Below are 26,150 nucleotides of genomic sequence, written 5' to 3' on the forward strand. Positions count from 1 at the left end.
ACGTTGTTGATGCCTACCACGAAATTCTTCCAGAAGCGCCAAGCATTCGGCTGCTAAGCGAGAAGCGTAAAAACCTGATCCGCACCTTCTGGAAGAAGGCGGGGTTATCACTCGCAAGCTGGACAACAAGCCATTCACTATCGAAGCGTGGCGGGAGTATCTCGGATACATCTCGCTAAACTGCCGCTGGATGCTGGAAAGCCGACCTAACCAGAAAACCGGGACCACATGGCGCAAGCGTGATTTCGAGTTTTACCTCAACGACAACACGTACCTGAAAGTCAGGGAAGGGGGCCATGATGACAATGACCGCTGATTACCTTGTCCCGCCAAGCAGCATTGAAGCTGAGCAATCGGTTATCGGTGGGCTGCTGCTGGACGCACAAAGCGACCGTGCTCAGAAGGTTTTTTCCTTCCTGAAGCCGGATGCGTTTTACAACCGGCAGCATGCTGTAATCTACCGTGCCATGCAGGGCATGAACACCGGGCGAAAGACGTTAGACCTGCTGACGTTATCTGAACAGTTGGAAAGCTCTGGTGACCTTGAGCACATCGGCGGGTTTGCGTATCTGGCAGAAACGCAGCGTTCAACGCCAAGTGCGGCAAACATCGTAACCTACGCCAATGTGGTACGTGAGAAAGCCATGGAGCGCTACGCCATTGAGCAAGCCAACAAAGCGTTGGAAATCCTCTACGCGCGCAACGGAATGACCACCGCTGAAAAGTTGGAACAGTTTCAGGCGCTGGCGATGCAGTTGGATGCTAAGACGAAATCAGGCGTAACAAGGTGTGCGGTTCCGTTCGCTGATGCGTTTGAGCGCTGGGCTAACGTTGTTGAAAAGCGATTAACCAGGGATCCATCAGCGATTGGGTTGACGACAGGGATTAAATCTCTGGATGACATGCTGGAGCCGAAGCGGGTAGTGAAGGGTTCTCTTTTTGTTGTTGGGGCAAGGCCAAAAATGGGAAAAAAACGACCCTGTACACACAAATTGCACTTAACTGCGCGATGAATGAAAAGCTGCCAACAATCGCATTTAGTCTTGAGATGCCAGAGGAACAGATTGTTGAAAAATCAGTATCTCAGGCATCTGGTGTGTGTTCATCAAATTTTTATCTTGATGGGTATGACGATAGCCAATTTGCGTTAGCTCTAGTCAAGGGCGCAGAGGTTGCCGAGAGTAATAACCTGTTTATCGATGACGCCCCGGGCTTACCACTGGCTCACATCGTTGCAGAAAGTCGCCGTATCAAGCGTGAGCGTGGTGTGGTGGGTATGATTCTGGTTGACTACCTGACCCTGATGAAAGCCGAAAAAGCCGAACGTAATGATTTGGCCTACGGGATTATCACGAAGGGTCTGAAGGCGTTGGCGAAAGAGTTGAATTGCGTTGTCGTGCTGCTTACCCAACTTAACCGCGACCTTGAAAAAGAATCAACAAGCGGCCGTTACCGAGCGATTCACGCGATACCGGACAGATAGAGCAGGATTGTGACTACTGGCTAGGCATTTATCGTGAAGGTGCATACGACGAGAACGCCAACCAGTCAGCAACTGAATTACTGTTACGGTTAAATCGTCACGGTAGGACGGGCGTTGTTTTCACTGAACAACGGAACGGTGCTATTTACGACTGCGACCAAGCCGCGGAACGCAAGAAGCGCGAAAAGCGTGAAGAAAACCAAAAACCATACGCCAAAAAAGGCGGCGGTGGTTGGTAGGCAAACAAACAGGAGGAGTGATATGGCTTTCGTATCGCAAATAAACAGAACTGGCTACGGTAATGGTAAAAAACCATTGAGCCAGACCCTGACCATCAGGAAAACACCCTCTGGCGCAACCGGAGGTTATATTTCTCTCGACACTGGATTGCGAGGTCAATCTGTAGATATCCAAATCGATGAGGATAGAAAAATAATACGCATCGGAAAAATGGATGATGGGATAAAAATAAACTCAAAACAAGGTTCGTTCTCTTGCTCAATTAGCGTTTTTAATGAGACGGGGCCGCGGAGAATCCCACTAACGGACGGCGGTGATGGGTGGTGGTACGGGAAATACGCTGATGAATAGGCTTTGTTGAATAATAGGGAATCATGCTGTTTTGCCATACTCGTTTTGGCAGAAAATTCTTGTCACCCTAGGTGTGCCGTTTTCTTACACGGCCTAACTGCATGATTTTAAGTTGCCAGGATCCGCAGTTTCACTGGAGGGGCAGCGGCTTTGTTGAATAAATAGAAAGTTTGGTTAATCATCGGATCAGATCACCATAGTTGTTTCAACATCAGGTCTCCATGGCAAAACAAAATTTTAAAATCACTAACTGGCCCTCCTATAACAAGGCCCTCAAGCAGCGCGGTTCTCTAACCGTATGGCTAGATGAATCAGCCATTGCTGCATGGACGGAAAAAACGACTACTGAACGGCGTGGACGACCGCTCCACTACTCAGATATGGCCATCACCACAGTCCTGATGATGAAACGCGTGTTTGGCCTTTCATTGAGGGCTTTACAGGGTTTTGTTGACTCGATTTTTAAACTGATTAAATTGTCGCTGCATTGTCCAGACTATTCGCTGCTCAGCAAGCGAGCAAAGACAGTGAACATCAGCATAAAAACGCCAACCCGTGGTGAAATCTCACATCTGGTCATTGATGGAACCGGCCTGAAGGTCTTTGGCGAAGGCGAATGGAAAGTCCGGCAGCATGGTGCCGACAGACGCAGGGTGTGGCGTAAGCTGCATCTGGCAGTAGACAGTGCGACGCATGAGATTATCTGTGCGGATTTGTCGCTCAGTGGTACGACTGATGCCCAGGCTCTACCGGCACTGATAAACCAGACCCACCGGAAAATCAGAGAGGCATCGGCTGACGGCGTTTACGATACAGGTTACTGCCATGATGCTCTGCTGAGGAAGAAAATAAGGCCGCTTATCCCGCCGCGAAGGGGGGCGCAATATTGGCCGGACCACTACCACGAGCGTAACCACGCTGTTGCAAATCAGCGCCTGAGCGGCAGCAAGGATACCTGGAAAAATAAAGTGGGCTATCACCGACGCTCAGTGGCTGAAACGGCCATGTTCCGGTTCAAAACGCTTCTGGGTGGTCATTGTAGTGGTCAACTAATATTGGCCACTACATACGCAGTTCCGTCACCGGCTACATGTGCTGCGTGAAGATAAAGCAAAAGGAGAGGTCTCGTATACCACACGGCAGGACAGGTTCGGCACGGTAAACACAGGGGGTGACGCATGATTATCATCGCGGTGGTTATTTACTTATTCATGGCAGGAATGATGTCGGGATGGATTCACACAAAGCTTAAAGAGGGTGGAAAAAAAGAATACCTAGCCCTTTGCGCCATCTTCTGGGGCTGCCTGTGGCCGGTGACGTTGTGGAGGATGATTGCATGAAGCTGATCAACTACATCCTCAACCTCTTCACCCCAATCACCCCTCAAGTACAGCCAACCAGCTATCAGAGTTGGGATGCAGCTCCAACGCGGAGGAAAGCCAAATGAGAGACATAAAGCAGGTTATGGAACGCTGGGGGGCATGGGCGGCAGATAATCGGGAGGATGTTTACTGGCCTCCTATCGCCGCTGGCTTTTCCGGTCTCATTCCGTCAAGGGTTCGGAGTCGCATTCAGTGTTGCGATGAAGATGGGTTGATTATTTCTAACGTAATGGCTGGGTTACACACTAAGCATCCAGTGGCCCATAACCTGCTGTTTGATTACTACGTATTTGGGAAAACATTTATGCAACTGGCTAGTGATCACCATTGCTCTGATGGACACATAGGAAAGAAGTTGCAGAACGCCGAGGGAGTCATTGATGGCTACCTGATGGCGCTGGATATCAGGCTTGAAATGGATAAATATGTCGGGCGTGAGGTGCCAGCTTGATAAGTGCCTGTGATGGTAATACTATCCAGTCGGGTGCTTGAGGCTTTCTGCCTTAAGCATTAGCCGATGGCAGAAAGAGAAAAGCCCCAAGTGACTTTAACATCAACTTGAGGCCCTTTCATGTCTCGACAACATAAAGGTAGCCTCTTACGCGCCGAAAGGCAAGAGAAGCAACCATGAAGCAGCAAACGGCGATTCTGATCGCCACTATCGTGATAGCGGCGGCAGTTGCCGTCATTCTGGTGACGAGAAAAGACCTCTGTGAGGTAAGGCTCCGAACCGGACACGCGGAGGTTGCTGTATTCATGGATTACGAACCTAAGTAAGAGCAACCGGTGGGGAGAAGTCCCCACCAACTCTTTGTTGTCGCCGTCAGCCTCAATGCACCCGCCCGCCTTTCCTTCTTCCAACCCCCACCCCACAAACATTGACACAAACAGATATCCGGGGCTATATTCCCTGTGCAGCCGCAAAATCGGTTGTCGGGATTTGCAACCCGGATAGAGAGAATCGCGCATAAGCCGCGTTAGCGGTTTTTTTATGCGCAAAGCACGGTCGTATCCAAATTATGGTGGGCTGTGCGGGGGCAGAGAAATCTGCGCCGGTTGATTCTCCCCGGTATTGCAAACCTCGCAAAGCTCACCACCCTAAGATTTGCAACTGACGGTGGTGATAATTCAACATTAGGAGAATTATCATGTCAGCATTGGCTATAAAACCTATCGCATTTTCATTCCATGAAACTCATGATGTACGCCTTCAGATGATCGGCAATAATCCGTGGTTTTGCCTGAAAGATGTATGCGAAGTTCTGGACATCAAGAACGTGAGCCAGCTTTCGGCTCAGCTTGACGAAAAGGGTATATGTAAAACATACACCCCTACAAAAGGCGGTAAGCAACAACTTACCTTTGTTAACGAACCCAACCTCTACCGAGTCATTTTCCGTAGCAATAAGCCAGAAGCCAAGCAATTTCAGGATTGGGTATTCAACGAGGTTTTACCAACAATCCGTAAGACGGGCAGCTACGAGAGAAACGCAGTAGTAGACCCATTGTCACCTAACGATATGAGCAACCTTACTCGCCTTGTCTGGCTAATGACCAATGGCATGAAGTTCGAGAGGGCGTGGAATGCTGGTGTATGGCATTGCCTGCGCTCTGTAACCGGTAGACCATCACCGGAACCCTTCTCAGTAAATGATTTGCCAGCTCTCGGTGAAGAATGTCGCAGGCTGTTGAAAGTGACATCGAGATTTAACTCGGTAGTCTACGACTTCGAGAAAGAGGTTATCCGCTCGGTAGTCAGGCGGCGTGGCAACATGGAGTCGATGATCGAAAAGATGAAAGGCCAAATGCTGGAATTTCAGGACAATGAACGCGACGGCATGCTCGCGCTGGATAAGTTATGCGAGTCCGGCGTAAAAGATTTACTTTATCGCCAATAAGGTGTTTACGTACGTAAAAAACGCAATATCATGGTAAGGATGCCATCAAGGTATCAAGCTTATAGCCTCGACTTTGGTTGGGGCTTTTGCCTATTGATAGTGACTGATTGCTCAATAAAATCATCACGTTGCACATCTGACTTGTTGTCCCGTCCATATCAGTTTTGCACAGATGTGCGATAAGGCCCCGGTTAATGCCGGGGCTTTTCTTTTGTGCGCCGGGCATGGCGCGTAGCGCCTTGACGGGCGCTGTCCCTTGACCGTGGTGGTCAAAGGGCGACTTGGAGGTGAAAGTCCTCTACACACCCGGCAAGGGGAAGTGTTAGCCGAACGGCAAGGGTGCTCATCGCGAGGTGAGATCTTAAGGAAGCTGAAGGCAAAATGCTGAAACGCGCAGGCCTGTTATCACTGCTGGAGTTGCACAGACAGTTCCAGTGTTGTAAATGAAACGCCGTATGCGGAACCGCACGTACGGTGTTGTGAGAGGACGGCGGGAGTGATCCCGCCTCCTACTCGATCTAAAGGTTTCAGCGCTGACTATTAGTTTTGCATTTTGGACAGAAGCGCGACAGAAACTCACAAAGCCCTGTTGTTTTATCATTGGAGCCTGATGAGTGAAGTAATGTGCTGAATTCTGATTCCAATTGTTCAAATTTCTTCAGGTAATCGGTAGGGCTTAGCTCCTCGGACAGTCTGCGAAGATATTCAAAAGCAAGTTGGCGGGCTGTTGGTTTATTGTTCATGGCGATGTCCTTGTCGTTATGGGTAGGCAGTCTGATAAGTACTGGTAACTCAAGTTAAGCATAATTCGTGTTTGACGCATTTTTCAAGGCTACGCTCCGGCGTGGCCTTTTTTCTGACCGACAGCCACCCTAGACGAGGTGGAGCGATGAAATCTATGGAAAAATACACCACCGGCTCCGCCTAAAGCTGAAGCCTTACTGCGTGCCTCCGTGGTGATTTTTTATACACTGACGGAGTTTCATTAAACACATTAACATAAGGAAAATTGCAATGAAAAAATATGAAACTGGCAATACTGACTACCTGTCTCTGCCTCTCGGTGCCGGTGTCTTTTAGCGCCTTGGTCGCATCTGATGTCACCGAAAATATAATGACGGGAGCACAGGTTCACACCGTGACCCAAACGGTCAAATCGGGTTTTATCTCAATAGCGAATGGTCGTAATTGCGCAGTAGCAAGTGCAGATAATCATAGTAGCATTCTGTCGCCGGCTTTGTTGAATAAATAGAAAGTTTGGGTAATCATCGGATCAGATCACCATAGTTGTTTCAACATCAGGTCTCCATGGCAAAACAAAATTTTAAAATCACTAACTGGCCCTCCTATAACAAGGCCCTCAAGCAGCGCGGTTCTCTAACCGTATGGCTAGATGAATCAGCCATTGCTGCATGGACGGAAAAAACGACTACTGAACGGCGTGGACGACCGCTCCACTACTCAGATATGGCCATCACCACAGTCCTGATGATGAAACGCGTGTTTGGCCTTTCATTGAGGGCTTTACAGGGTTTTGTTGACTCGATTTTTAAACTGATTAAATTGTCGCTGCATTGTCCAGACTATTCGCTGCTCAGCAAGCGAGCAAAGACAGTGAACATCAGCATAAAAACGCCAACCCGTGGTGAAATCTCACATCTGGTCATTGATGGAACCGGCCTGAAGGTCTTTGGCGAAGGCGAATGGAAAGTCCGGCAGCATGGTGCCGACAGACGCAGGGTGTGGCGTAAGCTGCATCTGGCAGTAGACAGTGCGACGCATGAGATTATCTGTGCGGATTTGTCGCTCAGTGGTACGACTGATGCCCAGGCTCTACCGGCACTGATAAACCAGACCCACCGGAAAATCAGAGAGGCATCGGCTGACGGCGCTTACGATACAGGTTACTGCCATGATGCTCTGCTGAGGAAGAAAATAAGGCCGCTTATCCCGCCGCGAAGGGGGGCGCAATATTGGCCGGACCACTACCACGAGCGTAACCACGCTGTTGCAAATCAGCGCCTGAGCGGCAGCAACGATACCTGGAAAAAGAAAGTGGGCTATCACCGACGCTCAGTGGCTGAAACGGCCATGTTCCGGTTCAAAACGCTTCTGGGTGGTCATCTAAGTCTGCGTGACTACGATGCTCAGGTGGGTGAAGCCATGGCGATGGTCAAAGCGCTTAACCGGATCACGCTATTAGGAATGCCGAACAGTATTCGCATCACGTAACAATCGACCTGGGGGCACAGTCGTTACAAGTTCTGATTTATTCAACAAAGCCTCTGTCGCCTTGCCCATCGCAACCGTCTCAGCCAGAAGAAATTATCACGGTCTATTATATTGAGCTGCAAAATGGCATGTGTTTAGAGGACAGGGGCGGTAGCACAGTGGCGTTAAAAAGATGCCGTATTGGTGACGGCAAGCAGCAGTGGAAAAGGGGGGTTAACGCAGGAACTGAGTTGAAAAATGTGGTGACCGGAAAATGTCTTACCACTCAAGGGTTAAACAAGCAATTGAAAGTGGCGTCCTGTAACGGCTCGCCGGCTCAGTATTGGAAACTGCCTCAGTAACCCACAACCCATGATGAGATGAAGGCTGCCTTAGGGTGGCCTTTTTCGTTACTGTTTTGTTTAAAATCCGCCCTAAGTAAGCCGTCAATATGCCTGAAAAAGAGCCTGCATTCTGGTACGCCTTTATCAACTGGATACAACGTTATCAGACGGAATTTGGCTATGCGACGCTGGCGGCCTTGTTTTCTTTTTTGCGCAACGCGTGTGGCAAAAGTTCATGGAGTCGACGCTTATTCGATGCGTTGTCATGCAGTGCCCTGGCATTCTTTGTCAAACCCTTATTGAGCCTGGTCGAAGATATCTTTACCTGGTCATTGCCTACCGCTGCGCCAGAAGTCTTGGCGGTTTATATCGGTTATGTGGGAACAGATTATATCCGTGAGCGCATAAAGGCGTTTACACGACATAGGGATCTGAAGTAACGATGCAAATGAGTTCGCAAGGATTAGCACGGATAAAGGCGTTTGAGGGCATTAAGCTCAATGCCTATCACTGCAGCGCTGAAAAATGGACTGTCGGCTACGGGCATACCACCGGCGCCAAGGCAGAGGGTGTTATTACGCCAGCGCAGGCGGACACTTTTCTGCGTGACGATATCGACGCCGTGGTTGAAGAGCTGAATGCCTTGATAACCGTGCCGGTGAGCCAGAATCAGTTTGATGCATTGTGTTCACTGGTTTTCAATATCGGCATCGGGGCTTTTGGCACTTCGACGTTGCTTAAGAAGCTGAATGAAGGTGATTACTCTGGTGCAGCGGCAGAGTTTCCCAAATGGTGCCATGTCACCGTCAAGGGTAAAAAATTACCGCTGCCCGGCTTGATTAAGCGCCGCCAGGAAGAGAAAGCCCTGTTTGAATCAGTGATTAATAACTGAATTAAAGCGTTTGTAACCCATTAATCCAACTCAATGAGCCTTGGCATCGTCCAGGGCTTTTTTCGCCTGCGCATCCTCGTGCGCATCAACCAAGAGTCTTTCGGGATATGAGCCTGAGACAGAGTGGCGGTTTCATCGCTAACCACTCTTGGGCCACTCATGTCTGCGAGGCAGGCTCTATCACCAAAAGGAAATAGTGATGCAATTAGTGGAAATAAAGAAACTTGATCTTGTAGCGAATACTATGGCGATTGCTGAAGGTGTTAAGAAAGATCATGACACCATCATCAAGCTTGTTGACCACAATAAAGCCGATCTGGAAGAGTTCGGGCCACTCGGATTTGAAATCCGTATGGTTGAAAGAAGTCAAGGTGGTGGCAACCTCTCTCGGGCGGCTTTTCTGTGAGACAGGCTCGTTTTCTATAGGAAATATCGATATGCAATTAGTAATTTCTGATGTTGCCGTTAAGCAAGACAAGGATGGTCGCTATTGCCTGAATGATTTACATAAGGCTGCTGGCTCGGAACGCCGTAATGATCCGCATGATTGGATGCGTCTTAAACAAACCAAGGACCTCATCAATTTATTGAGCGATACGGGGATTCCCGTAACGACCATAAAGGGTGGTAAAAATCAAGGAACATTCGTATGTAAGGAATTAGTTTATTCCTACGCAATGTGGATTAGCCCAGAGTTTAATCTTAAGTTCATTCGCACCTTTGATGCCTTGGCTGCTAAAGAAAAGATCCGCATGTCGTATCGAGATACAGCACGCCTTGAGTACAAGCCAATGACTGACGCTATCAAGCATGAGCGCGAGTCTCAGGAAAAGCAGATTGCCCCACACCATTTCAGCAACGAGGCCGACCTGATTAACCGGATAGCACTTGATATGACGGCGGCTAAATTCCGTGTTCATCACGAAATAGGTAAGCAGGAGAGTATCCGCGACTACCTGACCCCTGAGCAGATTCACTGCATTACCGAATTACAGCGCGCAAACACGGTGTTCATCAGCATGGCTTGGGACTTTGAGCACAGAAAAGAAGTGCTGAAAGGAATGTTTGATCGCAATCACCGTCAACCACTGATTGAAGAACAACACCGACTGGCGGCTTAGTATGACAAAAAGAGAAACGTTGAGGCTCGATTAATCCGGGCCGTTTTGTGTCCGCAATATCCCCGCGCACCGAATGTAGTGGTCAACTAATATTGGCCACCGCATTAGACTGTATGTAGAACAGTCGCTCAGATTCGTTTGGAGTTAAGCCGCCGTTATACCAGTGAGGCCGGATAGCGCTGTAATACCCCGTGATGTAGCGGATAATCGCGTCCTGGGCTTCGCTGAAGCTGTTGTAACCCTTTGTCGGCACCCATTCTGTCTTCAGGCTGCGGAAGAACCGCTCCATTGGCGCATTATCCCAGCAGTTACCCCGCCGACTCATACTCTGCTTTATCCGGCAGCGCCACAGGGCTTGCCGGTATTGACGGCTGGTATAGTGGCTGCCCTGGTCGCTGTGGAACATGACTCCTGTTGGTTGTCCCCGGAGTTCCCAGGCCATCTGCAACGCTTTAACTGTCAGCGCCGAGTCCGGCGACGTCGACATGGCCCAGCCCACCGGTTTGCGGGCGAACAGGTCTAGCACCACCGCAAGGTAAGCCCAGCATTTGCCCGTCCAGATGTAGGTCACATCGCCGCACCAGACCTGATCCGGCGCGGTAACCGCGAACTGGCGGTTGAGATAGTTCGGTATTTCAACGTGTTCATTGCCGCCGCGTTTGTATTTGTGAGCCGGTCGCTGGCAGCTAGCGATACCCAGCTCCTTCATCAGCTTGCCAGCCAGCCAGCGCCCCATTTTGACACCAGAGCTGCCGGTGACGATGGTCGCGATACTTCGAGCGCCGGCAGAGCCGCCGCTGGCGTTCCAGGCTTCCATGACGCGACTACACTTAACCACGCGCTCACCGTCGGGTTCATTAGCGGAAGCCTGCCAGTGCCTGTAGCTGCTGCGATGTACCTCAAAAGTTTGGCACAACGCCGTGACCGGGTATCGCGCCCTCAGCCTGTCGACTACCGTGAACCGTTGAGTGAGTCCGACATTAAGAGCGCCGTAGCCTTTTTTAGGATTTCGTTCTCCATTTCAAGGCATTGGACTTTTTTCTTCATCTCACGCAGCTCGAGCTGTTCAGGGGTAAGAGGAAGTCCCGTTGGCGTTTTTCCCTGTCGTTCAAGGCGAAGCTTATTGACCCAGCGACTAATGGCAGAATGGCTGACATTAACCGCCTCTGCGGCCTTAACGTATGTGTAGCCGTGGTCGACAACCAGCTTTGCGGCTTCGAGCTTAAATTCCGCCGTAAAATGTTTACCCATGAGGTCACCTGTCGTGTTGATGAGGTGAGCATATCACCTCCGATCAGGTGGCCAGTATCAGTGTGCCACTACACCCCAAATTCCACCTTCATGTTATACGCACGTTTGATGCAGCCGTTGCCAAAGAGCAGATACGTATTTCGTACCGTGATATGGCTCGTCTCGAATACAAGCCAATGACCGATGCTATCAAGCACGAGCGCGAGGCACATGGCAAGACGATTGCCCCACATCACTTCAGCAACGAAGCTGACCTGATTAACCGCATCGCTTTGGATATGACGGCGGCCAGGTTCCGCGTCTATCACGATATCGGCAAGAAAGAATCCATCCGTGACTATCTAACGCCAGAGCAGATCCACTGCATTACCGAACTGCAACGCGCCAACACGGTATTCATTGGCATGGGATGGGACTTTGAGCAACGCAAGGCCATGCTGATGGGAATATTTAACAAAAACCATCGCCAACCGTTGATTGAAGAACAGCACCGACTGGCAGCATGATGCGCTGGAAACTCTTTGCACTCGCCGCGATGTTCACGACGATGATTGCGCTCGCTATCGCGGTGAGGGTCCAGCACGTCGAAATCACTCGGCTGCAGCAGTTGAATCAATCGCTGGTCGCCGAGCGTGACGCCGCCCGCGCACAGTTTATCCACTATGAACAGGCGGTAGCGCTGTTCAACCAGATAGCTGGAGCGACACAGAATGCACATCAGCACGCGGTGCAGAATTTCCAGCCCCGCATTATCCAGATACGTGAGGCCATTACGCCTGAGCGCTGTGCTCGTCTGCCTGTGCCTGTCGGGGCTGTTAAGCGGATGCGTGCGCACGCAGACCAGATACCTGCCCATCCCGCCCGCGCCGATACCGGCCACACTGCTCGATGATTGCCCACCGCCGGTTATCCCGGAAAACATGACTTGGGGCGACAGCGTGATACTCAACGAGAAGCTGCTGCTGGCGCTGGAAATATGCAATCAGGATAAGGCGGCGCTGAGACAGATTGAGGCAATGCGAAAATAAAATTAATTAAGGGGAGGTAAATATAACTTTTCAAAAATAGCGGGTTTCTATTACTGGATAAAAATTAAAATTTGTTAATCATTGAATGTAAACAACTAAAAATAAATATATCTTAGGAGATTGATTATGGGCACTAATTCTATTTTGATTCTTTCTTTATATTCAGCGGGTTTTGCTGCTATTATGTAGTGGCACACTGATACTGGCCACCTGATCGGAGGTGATATGCTCACCTCATCAACACGACAGGTGACCTCATGGGTAAACATTTTACGGCGGAATTTAAGCTCGAAGCCGCAAAGCTGGTTGTCGACCACGGCTACACATACGTTAAGGCCGCAGAGGCGGTTAATGTCAGCCATTCTGCCATTAGTCGCTGGGTCAATAAGCTTCGCCTTGAACGACAGGGAAAAACGCCAACGGGACTTCCTCTTACCCCTGAACAGCTCGAGCTGCGTGAGATGAAGAAAAAAGTCCAATGCCTTGAAATGGAGAACGAAATCCTAAAAAAGGCTACGGCGCTCTTAATGTCGGACTCACTCAACGGTTCACGGTAGTCGACAGGCTGAGGGCGCGATACCCGGTCACGGCGTTGTGCCAAACTTTTGAGGTACATCGCAGCAGCTACAGGCACTGGCAGGCTTCCGCTAATGAACCCGACGGTGAGCGCGTGGTTAAGTGTCGCCGCGTCATGGAAGCCTGGAACGCCAGCGGCGGCTCTGCCGGCGCTCGAAGTATCGCGACCATCGTCACCGGCAGCTCTGGTGTCAAAATGGGGCGCTGGCTGGCTGGCTGGCAAGCTGATGAAGGAGCTGGGTATCGCTAGCTGCCAGCGACCGGCTCACAAATACAAACGCGGCGGCAATGAACACGTTGAAATACCGAACTATCTCAACCGCCAGTTCGCGGTTACCGCGCCGGATCAGGTCTGGTGCGGCGATGTGACCTACATCTGGACGGGCAAATGCTGGGCTTACCTTGCGGTGGTGCTAGACCTGTTCGCCCGCAAACCGGTGGGCTGGGCCATGTCGACGTCGCCGGACTCGGCGCTGACAGTTAAAGCGTTGCAGATGGCCTGGGAACTCCGGGGACAACCAACAGGAGTCATGTTCCACAGCGACCAGGGCAGCCACTATACCAGCCGTCAATACCGGCAAGCCCTGTGGCGCTGCCGGATAAAGCAGAGTATGAGTCGGCGGGGTAACTGCTGGGATAATGCGCCAATGGAGCGGTTCTTCCGCAGCCTGAAGACAGAATGGGTGCCGACAAAGGGTTACAACAGCTTCAGCGAAGCCCAGGACGCGATTATCCGCTACATCACGGGGTATTACAGCGCTATCCGGCCTCACTGGTATAACGGCGGCTTAACTCCAAACGAATCTGAGCGACTGTTCTACATACAGTCTAATGCGGTGGCCAATATTAGTTGACCACTACATTACTACTCATGAGTTTCTTGATGAAGAAGCTTGTGAGCAGGCAAAAAGAAAATTTGAAGACGCATTTAAAGAGATACAAGGTATTAAAGCTTCTGCTATATGCGTAAAAAAGACAGTTAACCCTCTCTATATTTAACTGTTTAAAAAAGCAAGATAAAAAAGGTAAACGCAATGACAGCATTAACGTGGCTTTGTTGAATAAATCAGAACTTGTGACTACTGCTCCCCTAGCAGATCGATTGTTATGCGATCCGGATGCTGTTCGGCATTCCTAACAGCGTCATTTTGTTAAGCGCTTTGACCATCGCCATTGCCTCACCTACCTGCGCATCATAGTCACGTAGACTTAGATGAGCGCCCAGAAGCGTTTTGAACCGGAATATCGCTGTTTCAGCCACTGAGCGTCGATGATAACCCACTTTCTTTTTCCAGACATCGTTACTACCGCTTAGACGCTGATTCGCAACCGCGTGGTTACGCTCATGGTATCGGTCTGGCCAGTATTGCGCCCCACGTCGTGGAGCAATAAGAGGCCTTATCTTCTTCCTCAGCAGCGCATCATGACAGTAGCGGGTATCGTAAGCGCCATCAGCCGACGCTTCCCTGATTTTCCGGTGGGTCTGGTTTATCAGAGCGGGTAGGGCCTGAGCATCCGTCGTACCGCTGAGCGATAAGTCAGCACAGATAATCTCATGCGTTACACTGTCTGCGGCGATATGCAGCTTAAGCCACACCCTCCGTCTGTCGGCACCATGCTGCCGGACTTTCCATTCGCCTTCGCCAAAGACCTTCAGGCCGGTTCCGTCAATGACCAGATGTGAGATTTCACCACGGGTCGGCGTTTTTATGCTGATTTTAACTGTCTTTGCTCGCTTGCTGAGCAGCGAGTAGTCTGGGCATCTTAGCGGCAGCCCCATCAGTTTAAAAATGGAGTCAACGAAGCCCTGTAAAGCCCTTATTGAAAGGCCAAACACGGGTTTCATCATCAGAACCGTGGTGATAGCCATATCTGAGTAGTGAAGCGGCCGACCACGACGTTCAGGCGTTGTTTTCTTCGTCCATGTAGCAACGGCCGACTCATCCAGCCATATCGTCAGAGACCCGCGCAGCTTGAGAGCTTTGTTGTACGTGGACCAGTTGGTGATTTTAAATTTTTGCTTTGCCATGGTGTGCAGATGTTGAAATGACGGTACTGATCTGAGCAGACGCTCACCTAAAAGTTCTATTTATTCAACAAAGCCATGTCTGCGTTGAATTATGAAGCTATCGGACGCTGTAAAATACTGAGCGAAAAAATCAAAGCGCTTCACGCTAAACGCATGGAAGCAATCAGTGCTCTGCGTTCTGCTGTTTACCGCCTGCATCAGAAGGGGAATATCAATCGCACTCCGCCTGAGATTGTAGAGTTTGATCCTCAACTACTTGCCGAGTTGGTTGATAAGGTCGGTAAGTATGACGGCGAATTAATGCGCACGGTTCACGAATACAACAACTGGTGTCCTGAAGCGGGTGAGAAGCCTGTAAAACTAATAAAGAGCGAATAGCTTTTGTTGTATCTGTCCATTAGCGCCTGGCATCTGCCGGGCTTTTGTTTTATAGGGTCTCTCATGCCAGCGTTAATACCTCGTGCCTGCCGTAAGCGTGGTTGCCCAGGCACAACAACTGATCGCTCAGGCTACTGCGAGAAGCATAGGCATGAAGGTTGGCAGCAACACCAACAAGGCAAGAGCAGGCATGAACGTGGTTATGGTCGCCCGTGGGACATCATTCGCGCTCGCATCCTGAAGCGTGACAATCATCTGTGTCAGGAATGCCTACGCAACGGACGAGCCGTTGAAGCCAAGACGGTTGACCACATCAAAGCTAAGGTACATGGGGGTACCGATGATGATAGCAATCTTGAATCGCTTTGCTGGCCCTGCCATCGCTCGAAAACAGGACGTGAACGACTCAAATGATACCAATTCTCATCAAGAGGAGGGGGTAGGGGGTAGGGGGTAGGGGGGAGGGGAAATCTCTACAGCCCTGCCGCTCCAGTACCGCCGCCCATCCTTTCTTCACATCGCCGCAGGTTAGAAACCTTTTTATGGGTATCCCCACCGCGTTATTAATAGGAGTTTTCAATTATGTCCGGGCCACCGAAAACCCCGACCCATCTACGTTTGGTGAGGGGTAACCCATCAAAACGCCCGATCAACAAAAATGAGCCGCAACCGACAAAAGGGGTTCCCCCAACACCGAAGCATTTCAACAAGCAGGAAAAATACTGGTTTAAGGTTTTGGGTGAACGCCTCGACAGCATCGGGGTGATCACTGTGCTTGATGGCATGGCCCTTGAATTATTGGTTGGTGCTTATATCGAATGGCGACGTCACCGTGATGTTATCGATCAGGAGGGAGATTCTTACAAAACGACCTCTGCTGATGGCAGCGTAATGATCCGTCCTCACCCTCAAGTGGCAATGATGGCTGACGCCTGGAAGCGGGTTTGCAAAATGCAGGCTGAGTTCGGCATGACCCCATCCAGTCGCTCAAAAGTAAATGCGGGTAATCCGAGCGAGAGTGATCCTCTTGCTGAATTTCTTAACGCGAGGGATTAATGGCTAAAGTTGCTGATGGTATTCGCTACGCTGAACGTGTCGTGGCGGGGGATGTTATTGCCTGCCAGTACGTGCGCCTGGCATGCCAGCGCTTTCTGGATGATCTAAAACACGGTGAAGAACGCAATATTTATTTCAGCGAGCTACGCGCGCAGCACATCCTCAATTTTTATAAGTTAGTGCCACACGTTAAGGGCAATCTGGCCGGTCAGCCTATCGAACTGATGGGCTGGCATGTGTTTATCCTGATCAACATCTTCGGTTTCGTTATCCCCCTAGTGGATGAACAGACTGGCGAGGTCGTGTTACGCAACGATGGCAGCGGACGCCCGGTGATGGTGCGCCGCTTTCGTACCGCTTACAACGAAGTAGCGCGGAAAAACGCCAAATCAACCCTTTCGTCTGGCATCGGATTGTATATGACCGGTGCAGACAGTGAAGGGGGCGCAGAGGTCTATTCAGCGGCCACAACGCGCGATCAGGCACGCATAGTGTTTGAAGACGCGAAAAACATGGTCAAAAAGGCCAAGGCGACGCTCGGCAGGTTGTTTGAATTCAACAAGCTGGCTATTTATCAGGAGCAAACGGCATCGAAATTTGAGCCGCTTTCATCGGATGCTAACAATCTCGACGGCCTCAATATTCATTGTGGCATTGTCGATGAGTTGCACGCGCACAAAACCCGTGATGTGTGGGACGTTCTGGAGACGGCAACCGGTGCCCGCCTGCAATCACTGTTATTTGGCATCACCACGGCGGGGTTTAACAAGGAAGGTATCTGTTACGAGCTGCGCGATTACGCGATCAAGGTGTTGCATGGATTTGACAGCCAAGTCGAGGGAGCAGTAAAGGACGATACATTTTTTGCCATTATCTACACCCTGGATAAAGACGATGATCCCTTTGATGAGACCGTCTGGCAGAAAGCCAATCCCGGTCTGGGTATTTGTAAGCGCTGGGACGACCTGCGGCGACTGGCTAAGAAAGCCAAAGAGCAGGTTTCTGCCCGCGTTAACTTTTTCACAAAGCACATGAATATCTGGGTGACCGCTGAGTCTGCCTGGATGGACATGATTAAGTGGGAAAAATGTGAATACCTTGCCCCTCAACACGAACTGAAGACCTACCCGATGTGGGTGGGTGTCGATCTGGCGCATAAAATCGATATTTGTGCCGCCGTCAAACTCTGGCGGGCAAATAACGGCCATGTGCATGCTGATTTTAAGTTCTGGTTACCCGAAGGGCGGTTGGAGCGATGCTCTGCACAAATGGCGCAGATGTATCGCAAGTGGGCCGATCTCGGCAAGTTAGCGCTGACTGACGGTGACGTGATCGACCATGCTCAGATTAAGAGTGATCTTACTGAGTGGATTGGTGGTGAAAACTTAAAAGAAACAGGGTTTGACCCGTGGAGCGCCACACAGTTTAGTCTGGCGCTGGCCGAGGATGGGGTGCCCATCGTTGAAGTGCCTCAGACAGTCCGCAACTTCTCTGAATCAATGAAAGAGGTAGAGGCGCTGGTCTACGGTGAACGCTTCCACCACAGCAATCACCCGGTCATGAACTGGATGATGTCGAACGTCACGGTTAAGCCGGATAAAAACGACAACATTTTCCCCAACAAATCGACCCCGGAAGCCAAAATCGATGGACCCGCCGCATTGTTTACTGCGATGAGTCGGCTACTGGTCAATGGTGGTAATGAAATCGACTTCCTTTCAACGCTCGATCCTGATGAAGACCTGTTGATGCTATGAAATCACTGATTACTGATGTTCTCGGGCTAGCCGGTTTCGGTTCGCTCACTGCTGGCGTGTATCTGCAATTTGGGTTATCCACAGCCTTGATGCTGAGTGGTGTCCTGTTGCTGTTTTTTGCGCTGATGGCCGCAAGGGGGAAGCATGCTGCTTGATACCTTGTTTCGTTCCGAACCGCTGGAGAATCCAGCAACACCCATTTCCTGCGACTCAGCAGAAACAGACAATATTTTTGGCCGTGACGTTTTTGTGAGTCCCGAAACGGCCATGAAACTGGCTGCGGTTTATGCCTGTATCTACGTCATTTCATCAAACATTGCGCAGATGCCACTGCATGTGATGCGCAAATCAGAGAACAAGGTGGAGCCAGCGCGAGATCATCCTGTTTTTCACCTGGTACATGATGAGCCGAACGACTGGCAGACCAGCTACAAATGGCGCGAGCTGAAACAGCGCCATATCCTCGGTTGGGGTAATGGCTATACCCACGTAAAGCGCAATCGCAGAGGCGAAGTTATCAAGCTTGAAGCGTGCATGCCATGGGAAACAACGCTGCTGAATACCGGCGGCCGCTACACATACGGTGTTTATAACGACGAAGGTTCATTTGCTATTAGTCCGGACGATATGGTGCATATTCGGGCGCTGGGCAACGATCAGAAGATGGGCGTCAGCCCTGTGCTACAGCATGCTGAAACCATCGGCATGGGCATGAGTGGGCAGAAATATACCGAAAATTTCTTCAGTGGAAATGCCCGCCCTGTCGGGATCGTGTCGGTTAAAGGGCCAATGAATAAAGACAGCTGGGGGTGGCTGAAAGACCAGTGGCAGAAGGCCACTGCCATGCTGCGCAGCCAGGAAAATAAAACTATGCTGCTGCCTGCTGACCTTGACTATAAAGCGCTGACCATTTCTCCGGTCGATGCCCAGATCATCGACATGCTGAAGCTCAATCGCTCGATGATCGCCGGGATATATAACGTACCCGCGCACATGATTAACGATCTTGAAAAGGCGACTTTCTCTAATATCTCCGAGCAGGCCATTCAGTTTGTGCGCTACACAATGATGCCCTGGGTGACGAACTGGGAGCAGGAGCTAAACCGGCGCTTGTTTACCCGCTCAGAACGCGCAGCCGGGTATTACGTGCGGTTTAATCTGACCGGACTTCTTCGCGGTACCCCGCAAGAGCGTGCACAGTTCTATCACTTTGCTATTACTGACGGCTGGATGAGTCGTAACGAAGCCCGTGCCTTTGAAGACATGAACTCTGTGGATGGGCTGGATGAAATGCTGGTGAGCGTTAATGCTGCCAACCCTGCCAGCGATTTTAAAACCACGAAAAATGATGATGGGGATAACACCAATGAATGATCGTGAATTGCGTTGCTATAGCGGCGAAGTTCGCTCGGAGCAAGCAGGGGACGGGCCAGTGCACATCATCGGCTACGGCTCTGTTTTCAATTCCCGATCCGAGCCGCTGTGGGGTTTTCGGGAAATTATCAAGCCGGGGGCATTTGATGATGTGCTGAACGATGATGTGCGAGCGTTGTTCAACCATGACGCCAATTTTATTTTGGGCCGCTCCACAGCAGGAACGCTGTCTGTGGCTGTTGATGATAAAGGGTTGCGCTATGACATTACCGCTCCCGATACGCAGACGATCCGCGATTTAGTGCTGGCTCCGATGGCTCGGGGGGATATCAGCCAGTCGTCTTTTGCGTTTCGCGTCGCCCGCGACGGTGAACACTGGTACGAGGACGAAGAGGGGATCGTTATTCGTGAAATCACCAAGGTTTCACGGCTTTTTGATGTGAGTCCTGTGACTTATCCCGCCTATCAGGAAGCAGATTCAGCGCTGCGATCTATGAAGGCATGGCTGGAGGCGCGCAATAGTGGCGCGCTACAGAAATCAATCAACGAAAGAATGGCGCGTGAGCGCCTCCTTAATTTGATAAATGCGTGAGGAAAAGACATGAAACTGCATGAATTAAAACAGAAACATAACACCATCGCTGCTGATATGCGTGCACTGCACGATAAAATTGGCGAAAACACCTGGACGGAAGAGCAGCGCACTAAATGGAACAAGGCAAAGTCTGAACTGGATGGTCTGAATGCACAGATTGCCCGTGAAGAAGAGTTGCGCCGTCAGGATCAGGCGTATGTTGATGACAATGAGCAGGAACAGCGTCAGCAGCAGCAAAATAACGGCGATCCGACTGTACTGGCTCAGGAAAAGCGTGTTGCGGCCTTCGATCGCCTCCTTCGCAATGGTTTTGCTGAGCTTACCAGCGAAGAGCGCCAGGCTTTGAAAGAATTACGTGCTCAGGGTACTAGCCAGGACGACAAAGGCGGCTATACCGTCCCGAAAGTGATGTTAAACAAAATCGTCGATTCAATGAAGGCGTATGGCGGTATTGCCAGCGTTGCGCAAATTCTCACGACCTCAGACGGCCAGACGATCACCTGGAGTACATCGGATGGCACTGCCGAAGAGGGGGAACTGCTGGCAGAAAATACGGCGGTCAGCGAAGGGGATGTTACCTTTGGCACGGCAAGCCTGGGTGCAAAAAAGCTATCATCAAAAATCATTAAAGTTTCCAATGAATTATTGCAAGACAGTGGCGTTGATATTGAAGGTTACTTGGCTGCTCGTATTGCCCAACGGCTGGGACGCGGCGAAGCAAAATATCTGGTGCAAGGTAGCGGTGCGGGTACCCCCCTGCAACCCAAAGGACTGGAAGCCTCAGTGACCGGGACGACGAATACGGAGGCAGTAGACAAATTTACCTGGCAGGAGCTTTTGACGTTAAAACACAGCATTGACCCGGCTTATCGAAATGGCGGCACATTCCGTTTGGTGTTTAACGATAATACGTTAAAAATGCTCAGTGAAATGGAAGATGCCCAGAAGCGCCCGTTATGGCTACCGGAAATTGTCGGCGTAGCGCCAGCGACTGTGCTCAATATACCCTATGTGATTGATCCGGCGATTTCGGATATCGGTAAAGGAAAAAAGTTCATTTACTGCGGTGACTTTAACCGCTTTATTGTCCGACGCGTCAGCTATATGACACTAAAGCGTCTGGTTGAACGTTATGCCGAGTATGACCAGACCGCCTTTGTCGCTTTCCATCGCTTCGATTGTGTTCTAGAAGATACTGCTGCCATCAAGGCGCTGGTTGGCAAGAACACTTAATCCTCAGACGACTTAAAAACCAGGACGACCGCATTCGCGGTTTTTTTATGCCCGCAATCTGGTAACGGGTTGCGGGCGGAGTGCTTTCTATGGTCCCAACGATTGATGAATTGCGCAATCAGTGCCGAATAGACAGCGATGACGCTACCGAAGACCAGATGCTTACGCTTTACTGTTTGGCGGCAAAGGGAAGGGCCGAGAATTATATTAACCGTAAGTTATATGATGCTGCGGTGCCTGAAAACGAAAGCGAGGGGCTGGTGATCTCGCCGGATATCAAGCTGGCGCTGATGCTTGCGGTTGGGTTTTGGTATGAGAATCGCGAGGCACAGAGCTTGCCATCCGGATTTTTTTCCATTCTGGAACCCTACAGGTTTATTCCGCTATGAACATCGGAAAAATGCGCCACCGCGTCACCCTCCAGAACTTCACCACAACCCGCGATGCTGGTGGTCAGCCTATAAAGACGTGGTTTGATGCTGCTACTGTGTGGGCCGAGGTTGCACCTATAAGCGGGCGTGAGCGGGTGGCTTCTGGTGTGGTATCTGCCGAGGCGACGATCCGCGTGTGGATGCGCCACCGCCGTGATGTATCGGCGGCGTCACGGTTACTGTGCCTGAATGGGCCGCTTAAAGGCTTAACGCTGGACATTATCGGGCCACCTATTCCAGACGGTAAGTGCACTCGGTTGGAAATATTGTGCAAGCAGGGGGTGAAGCGTGATTGATTTTGGTCTTGATTTCTCCGGCCTGACTGACATTGCCAAGGATTTGGAAAAGCTGAGTCGGGCAGAAAACAACAAGGTGCTGCGTGATGCCACTCGCGCCGGTGCTGAGGTGTTGAAAGAGGAGGTTATCGCCCGCGCCCCGGTTCGCACCGGGAAAATGCGTAAAAACGTTGTGGTGGTTACTCAGAAATCACGGCGAAAGGGAGAAATCTCATCTGGCGTGCATATTCGCGGTGTGAATCCCCGAACGGGTAACAGCGACAACACCATGAAGGCGAAAAACCCGCGCAACGCGTTTTACTGGCGCTTTGTCGAAATGGGTACGGTGAATATACCCGCGCATCCTTTTGTACGCCCTGCGTTCGATACCGCGCAAGAACTGGCGGCAGAGGTGGCTATCAAACGCATGAATACCGCTATCGACGAGGGGCTTTGTTGAATAAATAGAAAGTTTGGGTAATCATCGGATCAGATCACCATAGTTGTTTCAACATCAGGTTTCCATGGCAAAACAAAATTTTAACATCACTGACTGGCCCTCCTATAACAAGGCCCTCAAGCAGCGCGGTTCTCTAACCGTATGCCTAGATGAATCAGCCATTGCTGCATGGACTGAGAGTACACCACCTGAGCATCGTTGCAGGCCGCTTCACTATTCAGATATGGCTATCACCACTGTTCTGACGATAAAGCGCGTGTTTAACCTTTCGCTCCGGGCGTTACAGGGTTTTGTTGACTCGATTTTTAAACTGATGGGGTTGTCTTGTGACGCCCACGTGCCGCACTGTACAGATTGTGACGTAATGTGCCGTGTTATGGCGTAAAAATGTGGTGTGAATGTGATTTGTCACGTCAAGGAAGGGAGTCTGCAAGTCGAAATGGACGGTAACGTATTGATAAAAATGTTGTGTATTGTCGTGCTTTGTTGTGTATTGTCGCCTATTTTTTGAGCGATAAAGTCAGTCAATGTATTGATATTTATGGTTTTTATTTGTTTTAACTCTGCTGCCATAACAGCAGACGCGATGCCTTTTAATGGATGAGTGTATTATGCCAGTACGTTGCCTGGAGTGAACCATTCGCGACGCGAATTGAGCAGATCCTGCACCGACATCGGTTTTTTGCCCGCAGGTTGCAGTTGCAGCAGGTTCAGTACGCCTCGCGCGGTAGCGACCTGTATACCTTGCTTGTCTGCACTGATGATCGTGCCGGGTTGTGCGCTATGGTTAGTGTCCAATGCGCTGGCTTTCCACACTTTAACTGGCTGTTCGTCAATGGTGATATAGCTGACAGGCCAGGGATTGAAGGCACGAATGCAGCGTTCTAATTGTTCGGCACTGAGTGACCAATCAAGCTTAGCCTCTTCTTTGCTCAGTTTTTCGGCGTAAGTCGCCAGACTGTCATCTTGTTTTTCCGCGACAGCCGTTCCCTGCGCCAGTGATGCCAGCGTCGTCAGCAACCCCTGCGGGCCCAGTTCTGCCAGGCGATCGTACAGTGAGGCGCTGGTGTCTTGCGGCGTTATCGGGCATGACAGCTTATGCAGCATGGCTCCGGTATCCAACCCTGCATCCATTTGCATGATGGTTACACCGGTTTCAGCGTCTCCGGCCCAAAGCGAGCGTTGTATCGGTGCCGCACCGCGCCAGCGCGGTAGCAGCGAGCCGTGCACATTGATACAGCCTAGGCGCGGCATATCTAACACCGCCTGCGGCAGGATCAAGCCGTAGGCCACGACCACCATGATATCCGCCTGTAAATCAGCGACCAGCTGCTGATTTTCTGCTGGGCGCAGCGATTTGGGCTGCAGCACCGGGACGCCCTGCTGTTCAGCCAACACTTTGACCGGGCTGGGCGTCAGTTTGTTGCCTCGGCCTGCAGGACGATCGGGTTGGGTAAAAACACCCACCACCTGATGCGGTGAAGCCAGCAGTGCCTCAAGGTGGCGCGCTGCAAAGTCAGGTGTACCCGCGAAAATAATGCGTAGGGAGCTTTCGGACACGGCGTTTCCTGCGGTAGTGATAAGATTATGGACGACCGTTTAGTCGGGCCATTTTTTCCAGCTTTTGGCGAATTCTCTGGCGTTTTAACGGCGAGAGATAATCAATAAACAGCTTGCCAACCAGATGGTCCATTTCGTGTTGGATACAGATTGCCAACAGGCCATCAGCTTCCAGCTCAAAGGGTTTACCTTCCCGATCCAGCGCTTTGACCTTCACGCGCTCAGCGCGCGGCACCAGCGCACGGGTTTCAGGAATGGACAGACAACCCTCTTCAATACCGGTATCGCCGTCTTTTTCCAGCAGCTCTGGGTTGATCAACACCAAACGCTGATCGCGTTCTTCGGAAACGTCAATCACGATAATGCGCTGATGCACGTCCACCTGGCTTGCAGCAAGGCCGATGCCTTCTTCTTCGTACATGGTGTCGAACATATCATCGACGATGCGCTGAATTTCTGCATTAACCTCTGCGACAGGTTTCGCGATAGTGCGAAGCCGCTCGTCTGGAAAATGTAATACCTGCAAAACTGACATAGTTGATTTCGATCTTTATCCGGTTGATGAAAGCGTATCTGGATCTATTCTAGACATTTCCGGTTCTGATTGACAGCATTTGCCCTGTAAAGCGCAATGGCACAAGGATGAACGCATGCAGGACGTGGAGCTGTGGCTGCGGTTAATGAACGTGCGACGCCTCAACGCGGTGAAAACGGTGCAATTGGTGGAGCAATTGCGTCCGCTGGCAGAGATAACTGACGAGGTACTGTCCGCGCAGGCCTTGTCGTAAGAGCAGGTCGCGCAATTTCTCACGCAGGATGAAAGGGAGTGTGAAACGGTATTACGCTGGCTGGAGGAACCGACTCACCATCTGCTTACGTACGCAGACTCGCGTTACCCCCCATCATTGCGGCAGATACCTGCTTCTCCCCGGGCACTGTTTGTGCGTGGTAACCCTCAGCTTCTCTGTGCCCCTCAACTTGCTATGGTCGGCAGCCGTCACCCTTCTGCGTATGGTGCGCAGTGGGGACACTATTTTGCGCAGGAACTGGCGTTTAATGGTTTTGTTATCACCAGCGGTTTGGCATTAGGCATCGATGGCGTGGCGCATCTGGCGGCGCTGGATGCAGGCGGGAAAAGCGTAGCGGTGCTGGGTAATGGATTGCAGCAGACGTATCCCCGCCGCCATCGCGCATTGGCAGAGCGGTTGGTGGAGCAAGGCGGTGCGGTTGTCTCCGAATTTCCCCTGAATGAACCCCCGAGGGCAATCAACTTTCCCCGCCGTAATCGTATCATCAGTGGGATGAGCCTCGGTGTGCTGATTGTCGAGGCTTTCATGCGCAGCGGATCTTTAGTCACCGCGCGCTGTGCGTTGGAGCAGAATCGCGATCTCTTAGCGCTACCGGGCGCGCTGGATAACCCAATGACACAAGGTACGCACTGGCTCATCCAGCAGGGAGCTTATCTGGTTACCTGTCCCAAAGACATCATTGAACAGTTGGGCAGTGGGTTATCGTGGCTGCCCCTTGGCGAAAATGAAACTATTTATGCTCTGGACGCCGATGTGGAATTGCCATTTGCCGACGTGTTGGCTAACGTAGGAGATGAGGTTACACCTGTTGATGTTGTCGCTGAACGTGCGGGCCAACCTGTGCCAGAGGTAGTAGGTAAGTTGCTGGATCTGGAGTTAGCAGGATGGATAGAAGCAGTACCCGGCGGCTATGTCCGATTGAGGAGGGCTGGCCATGTTCGACGTACTCATGTACTTGTTTGAAACTTACATCCACAACGAAACGGAACTACGCGTTGATCAGGATGCGTTAACTGATGACCTCACGCGGGCGGGGTTCGATCGTGCTGATATCTATAGCGCATTGAACTGGCTGGAGCGCCTGGCGGATTTGCAGGAAGGCAAAGAAGTGCCTTTTGCCTTGGCAAGCGATCCCCATGCACTGCGCATTTATACGCAGGAAGAGGAGCAGCGCTTCGACACCGAGTGCCGGGGCTTTTTGTTGTTCCTGGAGCAAATCAACGTATTGAATCTTGAAACGCGTGAGATGGTGATCGATCGCGTGATGGCGCTGGATACCTTATCGTTCGATCTGGACGATCTTAAATGGGTGATCCTCATGGTGTTGTTCAATCTACCCGGATGTGAAAACGCCTACCAGCAAATGGAAGATCTGCTGTTTGAAGCAGATGAGGAGTATTTGCATTAAACCGACAA

At 50.9% G+C, this 26,150-nt stretch carries 30 protein-coding genes and 7 pseudogenes; 32 read left to right on the plus strand and 5 right to left on the minus strand.

The features are described from left to right. From ACWWJF_RS27550 to ACWWJF_RS27585, 8 genes and pseudogenes are all read left to right on the plus strand, one after another. A pseudogene (locus tag ACWWJF_RS27550) lies at positions 1-316 on the plus strand (DNA replication protein); the annotation flags it as partial. Next, a pseudogene (locus ACWWJF_RS27555) lies at positions 306-1,722 on the plus strand (DnaB-like helicase C-terminal domain-containing protein). The pseudogenes ACWWJF_RS27550 and ACWWJF_RS27555, both read left to right, overlap by 11 nt. Next, on the plus strand, positions 1,673-2,074 hold the full coding sequence (locus tag ACWWJF_RS27560) for a hypothetical protein (protein WP_455871509.1): 402 nt from the start codon (positions 1,673-1,675) through the stop codon (positions 2,072-2,074). The pseudogene ACWWJF_RS27555 and the gene ACWWJF_RS27560 overlap by 50 nt, the downstream one beginning before the upstream one ends. A gap of 221 nt (positions 2,075-2,295) precedes the next feature. Beyond that, positions 2,296-3,117 (plus strand): annotated as a pseudogene (locus tag ACWWJF_RS27565) (IS5 family transposase); the annotation flags it as partial. A gap of 135 nt (positions 3,118-3,252) precedes the next feature. Further along, positions 3,253-3,414 carry a hypothetical protein gene (locus ACWWJF_RS27570; RefSeq protein ID WP_455871510.1) on the plus strand — a complete coding sequence of 54 codons (162 nt, stop codon included), beginning with the start codon at positions 3,253-3,255 and terminating at the stop codon, positions 3,412-3,414. Positions 3,415-3,517: 103 nt separating this feature from the next. Then, positions 3,518-3,907: an antiterminator Q family protein gene (locus ACWWJF_RS27575; RefSeq protein ID WP_455871511.1), complete on the plus strand. Its 390-nt coding sequence runs from the start codon at positions 3,518-3,520 to the stop codon at positions 3,905-3,907. Between the two features lie 176 nt (positions 3,908-4,083). Continuing rightward, positions 4,084-4,233, plus strand: coding sequence for a Hok/Gef family protein (locus tag ACWWJF_RS27580; RefSeq protein WP_455871512.1), 150 nt, complete (start codon positions 4,084-4,086; stop codon positions 4,231-4,233). 371 nt (positions 4,234-4,604) lie between these two features. Further along, positions 4,605-5,354 carry a BRO-N domain-containing protein gene (locus tag ACWWJF_RS27585; RefSeq protein WP_455871513.1) on the plus strand — a complete coding sequence of 250 codons (750 nt, stop codon included), beginning with the start codon at positions 4,605-4,607 and terminating at the stop codon, positions 5,352-5,354. A gap of 527 nt (positions 5,355-5,881) precedes the next feature. On the opposite strand, the gene ACWWJF_RS27590 is transcribed toward ACWWJF_RS27585, so the two are convergent. Next, complete coding sequence (locus ACWWJF_RS27590) at positions 5,882-6,097, minus strand: YdiH family protein (RefSeq protein ID WP_455871514.1); 216 nt, start codon at positions 6,095-6,097, stop codon at positions 5,882-5,884. Positions 6,098-6,662: 565 nt separating this feature from the next. On the opposite strand from ACWWJF_RS27590, the gene ACWWJF_RS27595 reads away from it, so the two are divergent. From ACWWJF_RS27595 to ACWWJF_RS27620, 6 genes are all read left to right on the plus strand, one after another. After that, positions 6,663-7,586 (plus strand): IS5 family transposase, encoded by a 924-nt coding sequence (locus ACWWJF_RS27595; protein WP_455868634.1) that lies wholly within the window; start codon positions 6,663-6,665, stop codon positions 7,584-7,586. 116 nt (positions 7,587-7,702) lie between these two features. Beyond that, the gene (locus tag ACWWJF_RS27600; protein ID WP_455871578.1) at positions 7,703-7,927 is read left to right on the plus strand and encodes a ricin-type beta-trefoil lectin domain protein; all 225 of its coding nucleotides are present in this window, start codon (positions 7,703-7,705) and stop codon (positions 7,925-7,927) included. Positions 7,928-8,016: 89 nt separating this feature from the next. Then, positions 8,017-8,349, plus strand: a complete 333-nt coding sequence (locus ACWWJF_RS27605; RefSeq protein ID WP_455871515.1) for a phage holin, lambda family — start codon at positions 8,017-8,019, stop codon at positions 8,347-8,349. Between the two features lie 2 nt (positions 8,350-8,351). Next, a complete protein-coding gene (locus tag ACWWJF_RS27610; protein WP_455871516.1) occupies positions 8,352-8,801 on the plus strand; it encodes a lysozyme in 450 nt (149 codons plus the stop codon). A gap of 199 nt (positions 8,802-9,000) precedes the next feature. Continuing rightward, the gene (locus ACWWJF_RS27615) at positions 9,001-9,207 is read left to right on the plus strand and encodes a hypothetical protein (protein WP_455868342.1); all 207 of its coding nucleotides are present in this window, start codon (positions 9,001-9,003) and stop codon (positions 9,205-9,207) included. A gap of 25 nt (positions 9,208-9,232) precedes the next feature. Then, a complete protein-coding gene (locus ACWWJF_RS27620) occupies positions 9,233-9,922 on the plus strand; it encodes a KilA-N domain-containing protein (RefSeq protein ID WP_455871579.1) in 690 nt (229 codons plus the stop codon). An 82-nt stretch (positions 9,923-10,004) separates the two neighbouring features. Here ACWWJF_RS27620 and ACWWJF_RS27625 read toward each other — a convergent pair. Beyond that, a protein-coding gene (locus ACWWJF_RS27625; RefSeq protein ID WP_455868400.1) for an IS3 family transposase occupies positions 10,005-11,173 on the minus strand; the annotation gives its coding sequence in 2 pieces (ribosomal slippage) (positions 10,005-10,918 and positions 10,918-11,173; 1,170 coding nt in all). Positions 11,174-11,283: 110 nt separating this feature from the next. Between ACWWJF_RS27625 and ACWWJF_RS27630 the strand changes: the two are divergent. The 4 genes and pseudogenes from ACWWJF_RS27630 to ACWWJF_RS27645 form a co-directional block, all read left to right on the plus strand. Further along, a pseudogene (locus tag ACWWJF_RS27630) lies at positions 11,284-11,679 on the plus strand (Rha family transcriptional regulator); the annotation flags it as partial. After that, on the plus strand, positions 11,676-12,065 hold the full coding sequence (locus ACWWJF_RS27635) for a hypothetical protein (RefSeq protein ID WP_455871517.1): 390 nt from the start codon (positions 11,676-11,678) through the stop codon (positions 12,063-12,065). The pseudogene ACWWJF_RS27630 and the gene ACWWJF_RS27635, both read left to right, overlap by 4 nt. After that, positions 12,001-12,201 (plus strand): Rz1-like lysis system protein LysC, encoded by a 201-nt coding sequence (lysC, locus tag ACWWJF_RS27640; protein WP_455871518.1) that lies wholly within the window; start codon positions 12,001-12,003, stop codon positions 12,199-12,201. The genes ACWWJF_RS27635 and lysC overlap by 65 nt, the downstream gene beginning before the upstream one ends. A gap of 257 nt (positions 12,202-12,458) precedes the next feature. Beyond that, a pseudogene (locus ACWWJF_RS27645) lies at positions 12,459-13,631 on the plus strand (IS3 family transposase). 251 nt (positions 13,632-13,882) lie between these two features. Here ACWWJF_RS27645 and ACWWJF_RS27650 read toward each other — a convergent pair. Beyond that, the gene (locus tag ACWWJF_RS27650; RefSeq protein WP_455871519.1) at positions 13,883-14,806 is read right to left on the minus strand and encodes an IS5 family transposase; all 924 of its coding nucleotides are present in this window, start codon (positions 14,804-14,806) and stop codon (positions 13,883-13,885) included. A gap of 75 nt (positions 14,807-14,881) precedes the next feature. On the opposite strand from ACWWJF_RS27650, the gene ACWWJF_RS27655 reads away from it, so the two are divergent. The 12 genes and pseudogenes from ACWWJF_RS27655 to ACWWJF_RS27710 all read left to right on the plus strand — a co-directional run. Further along, a complete protein-coding gene (locus ACWWJF_RS27655; RefSeq protein WP_455871520.1) occupies positions 14,882-15,184 on the plus strand; it encodes a hypothetical protein in 303 nt (100 codons plus the stop codon). Positions 15,185-15,247: 63 nt separating this feature from the next. Continuing rightward, on the plus strand, positions 15,248-15,598 hold the full coding sequence (locus ACWWJF_RS27660) for an HNH endonuclease (protein WP_455871521.1): 351 nt from the start codon (positions 15,248-15,250) through the stop codon (positions 15,596-15,598). Positions 15,599-15,766: 168 nt separating this feature from the next. Then, positions 15,767-16,240, plus strand: coding sequence for a phage terminase small subunit P27 family (locus tag ACWWJF_RS27665; protein WP_455871522.1), 474 nt, complete (start codon positions 15,767-15,769; stop codon positions 16,238-16,240). Next, a complete protein-coding gene (locus ACWWJF_RS27670) occupies positions 16,240-17,997 on the plus strand; it encodes a terminase large subunit (protein ID WP_455871523.1) in 1,758 nt (585 codons plus the stop codon). The genes ACWWJF_RS27665 and ACWWJF_RS27670 overlap by 1 nt, the downstream gene beginning before the upstream one ends. Further along, complete coding sequence (locus tag ACWWJF_RS27675) at positions 17,994-18,152, plus strand: hypothetical protein (protein WP_455871524.1); 159 nt, start codon at positions 17,994-17,996, stop codon at positions 18,150-18,152. The genes ACWWJF_RS27670 and ACWWJF_RS27675 overlap by 4 nt, the downstream gene beginning before the upstream one ends. Continuing rightward, positions 18,142-19,371, plus strand: coding sequence for a phage portal protein (locus ACWWJF_RS27680; RefSeq protein WP_455871525.1), 1,230 nt, complete (start codon positions 18,142-18,144; stop codon positions 19,369-19,371). The genes ACWWJF_RS27675 and ACWWJF_RS27680 overlap by 11 nt, the downstream gene beginning before the upstream one ends. Beyond that, positions 19,364-19,963, plus strand: coding sequence for an HK97 family phage prohead protease (locus ACWWJF_RS27685; RefSeq protein WP_455871526.1), 600 nt, complete (start codon positions 19,364-19,366; stop codon positions 19,961-19,963). Before ACWWJF_RS27680 ends, ACWWJF_RS27685 begins: the two co-directional genes overlap by 8 nt. Before the next feature lie 9 nt (positions 19,964-19,972). Continuing rightward, positions 19,973-21,199 (plus strand): phage major capsid protein, encoded by a 1,227-nt coding sequence (locus tag ACWWJF_RS27690; RefSeq protein WP_455871527.1) that lies wholly within the window; start codon positions 19,973-19,975, stop codon positions 21,197-21,199. A gap of 89 nt (positions 21,200-21,288) precedes the next feature. Then, on the plus strand, positions 21,289-21,588 hold the full coding sequence (locus tag ACWWJF_RS27695; RefSeq protein ID WP_455871580.1) for a head-tail connector protein: 300 nt from the start codon (positions 21,289-21,291) through the stop codon (positions 21,586-21,588). Then, positions 21,585-21,926: a phage head closure protein gene (locus ACWWJF_RS27700; RefSeq protein ID WP_455871528.1), complete on the plus strand. Its 342-nt coding sequence runs from the start codon at positions 21,585-21,587 to the stop codon at positions 21,924-21,926. The genes ACWWJF_RS27695 and ACWWJF_RS27700 overlap by 4 nt, the downstream gene beginning before the upstream one ends. Beyond that, on the plus strand, positions 21,919-22,365 hold the full coding sequence (locus ACWWJF_RS27705) for an HK97-gp10 family putative phage morphogenesis protein (RefSeq protein ID WP_455871529.1): 447 nt from the start codon (positions 21,919-21,921) through the stop codon (positions 22,363-22,365). Before ACWWJF_RS27700 ends, ACWWJF_RS27705 begins: the two co-directional genes overlap by 8 nt. A gap of 64 nt (positions 22,366-22,429) precedes the next feature. Then, positions 22,430-22,687, plus strand: a pseudogene (locus ACWWJF_RS27710) (transposase); the annotation flags it as partial. A 287-nt stretch (positions 22,688-22,974) separates the two neighbouring features. Here the strand turns inward: ACWWJF_RS27710 and fmt are convergent. Together fmt and def are read right to left on the minus strand one after the other, a co-directional pair. Beyond that, positions 22,975-23,925 carry a methionyl-tRNA formyltransferase gene (gene fmt / locus ACWWJF_RS27715; protein ID WP_455871530.1) on the minus strand — a complete coding sequence of 317 codons (951 nt, stop codon included), beginning with the start codon at positions 23,923-23,925 and terminating at the stop codon, positions 22,975-22,977. A gap of 25 nt (positions 23,926-23,950) precedes the next feature. After that, positions 23,951-24,460: a peptide deformylase gene (def, locus tag ACWWJF_RS27720; RefSeq protein WP_455871531.1), complete on the minus strand. Its 510-nt coding sequence runs from the start codon at positions 24,458-24,460 to the stop codon at positions 23,951-23,953. 115 nt (positions 24,461-24,575) lie between these two features. On the opposite strand from def, the pseudogene dprA reads away from it, so the two are divergent. Together dprA and ACWWJF_RS27730 are read left to right on the plus strand one after the other, a co-directional pair. Continuing rightward, positions 24,576-25,697, plus strand: a pseudogene (dprA, locus tag ACWWJF_RS27725) (DNA-protecting protein DprA). Continuing rightward, complete coding sequence (locus ACWWJF_RS27730) at positions 25,669-26,142, plus strand: DUF494 family protein (RefSeq protein WP_195316380.1); 474 nt, start codon at positions 25,669-25,671, stop codon at positions 26,140-26,142. The pseudogene dprA and the gene ACWWJF_RS27730 overlap by 29 nt, the downstream one beginning before the upstream one ends. The last annotated feature ends 8 nt before the right edge of the window (positions 26,143-26,150 follow it).

This window comes from Symbiopectobacterium sp. Eva_TO, from assembly GCF_053848865.1.